Below are 1,524 nucleotides of genomic sequence, written 5' to 3'. Positions count from 1 at the left end.
GTGACGGTGCTGGGCGACCGCGGATTTGCCGGACTGGATCCGGGCGCGGCCACGCTGATCACGCCGTGGAAGAAACCCAAGGGACGCAAGCGGCACTGGCAGCGGCGCGCGTTCAACCGGCTGTTGGCGCGGGCGCGGGTGGTGGTGGAACACACCCTGGCCAGTGTGAAGCGCCTGCGCATGCATCCTGCGGGATGAATTTCGCAACCGGCGCCAAGGAATGGTGGATGCCGTGATGGAGATCGGCTGCACGCTCCACAATTACCGATGGACCTGCCGACACGGAGCCGCCGCCTGAATCGCTGAATTTCAAACCTCGATCAACTCCCGTAAAATCAACCCCTTATTCCTGATCGACTCTAATGTGAATCTCGTCTTCTCGGACACACATTCTCCAACCACCAGCAACCCGAATGCGAGCATCCTCGCCGTGACGGTGCCGGCACCCGCCATTACTGGACAACCGCAGGATCAGAACGTCAGGGCAGGATCGTCCGTGACTTTCACCGCACCCGCCACAGGTGCCGCGCCGCTCGCTTACCAATGGTTCTTCAAAAACACTCCCGTATCTTGGCGCAGCCACCAGTTCCCTTACGTTGAACAATATTCAGGCCGGGGATGCCGGTGCGTACTACGTGGTGGTCGGTAACGCGGTCGGTGCGGTCGCGAGCACGGTGGCCAATCTAACCGTCCAACCGGCGTGCAACATTTCGTTGTCGGCAAACACCGCCGCGTTTGGTGCTACCGGTGGAAATGGCAGCTTCTCAATCAGCTCAACCAATGGCTGTTCTTGGAACGTGGTCAATTCAAGCGCGTGGATCACGCTCACATCACCGGGCAGCGGCTCTAGCAATGGCATCATCAACTACACGGTAGCAGCCAATCCATCGACAGCGGCACGCGCAGCAACGCTGGTGATCGCCGGCTTGAATTACTCCATAGTGCAGGCGGGCGCGGGCAACGGGAGCACCAATGGTATTTACACATTTACGACCCTGGCCGGGATGGTTGGCGCAACCGGTTCGGTTGATGGAGTCGGCAGCGCCGCCCGGTTCAATCACCCCCGATACGTCACACTGGATAGCGCGGATAACGTGTATGTCAGCGACGCCTTCAATCACACGATTCGGAAAATTACACCCGACGGCACGGTAAGCACTTTTGCCGGACAGGCCGGCATCGACGGCAGCCAGGACGGGGCGGCAGGCAGTGCGCTTTTTAAGTACCCATCCGATCTGGTCTTTGACAAACAAGGGAATCTTTACGTGGCCGAGGAAGGCAATACGACTGTTCGTAAAATTGCACCCGATGGAACAGTTAGCACCCTCGCTGGATCGGCCACTGCGGGTGGCATCACTGACGGAATCGGCAGCGCGGCGCGGTTTAGCCCGAAAATTTCGTTGAAAAAGTCGCAACGGTGTTCTCGACCCAATGTCTATTGGGTTGAAATGAATGCGAAACACACCGCTGCGACGGGCACAGTTTGCAACTCGGAACTCTTCGAGTTTCCAGCCGTAAAAAAGC

General features: G+C 58.4%; 2 protein-coding genes. Both read left to right on the top strand.

The features are described from left to right. On the top strand, positions 1 to 198 hold a 198-nt coding region (locus HY010_23635), incomplete at its 5' end, for an IS5/IS1182 family transposase (protein MBI3478732.1). 398 nt (positions 199 to 596) lie between these two features. Next, positions 597 to 1,524 (top strand): hypothetical protein (locus HY010_23630; GenBank protein ID MBI3478731.1); only part of this gene is annotated, 928 nt, incomplete at its 3' end.

Source organism: Acidobacteriota bacterium, assembly GCA_016196065.1.
Classification (GTDB): Bacteria; Acidobacteriota; Terriglobia; order Terriglobales; family Acidobacteriaceae; genus Acidiflorens.
The sequence above is the reverse complement of the archived record's forward strand: the minus strand, read 5'-3'. Positions and strand labels throughout refer to the sequence as shown.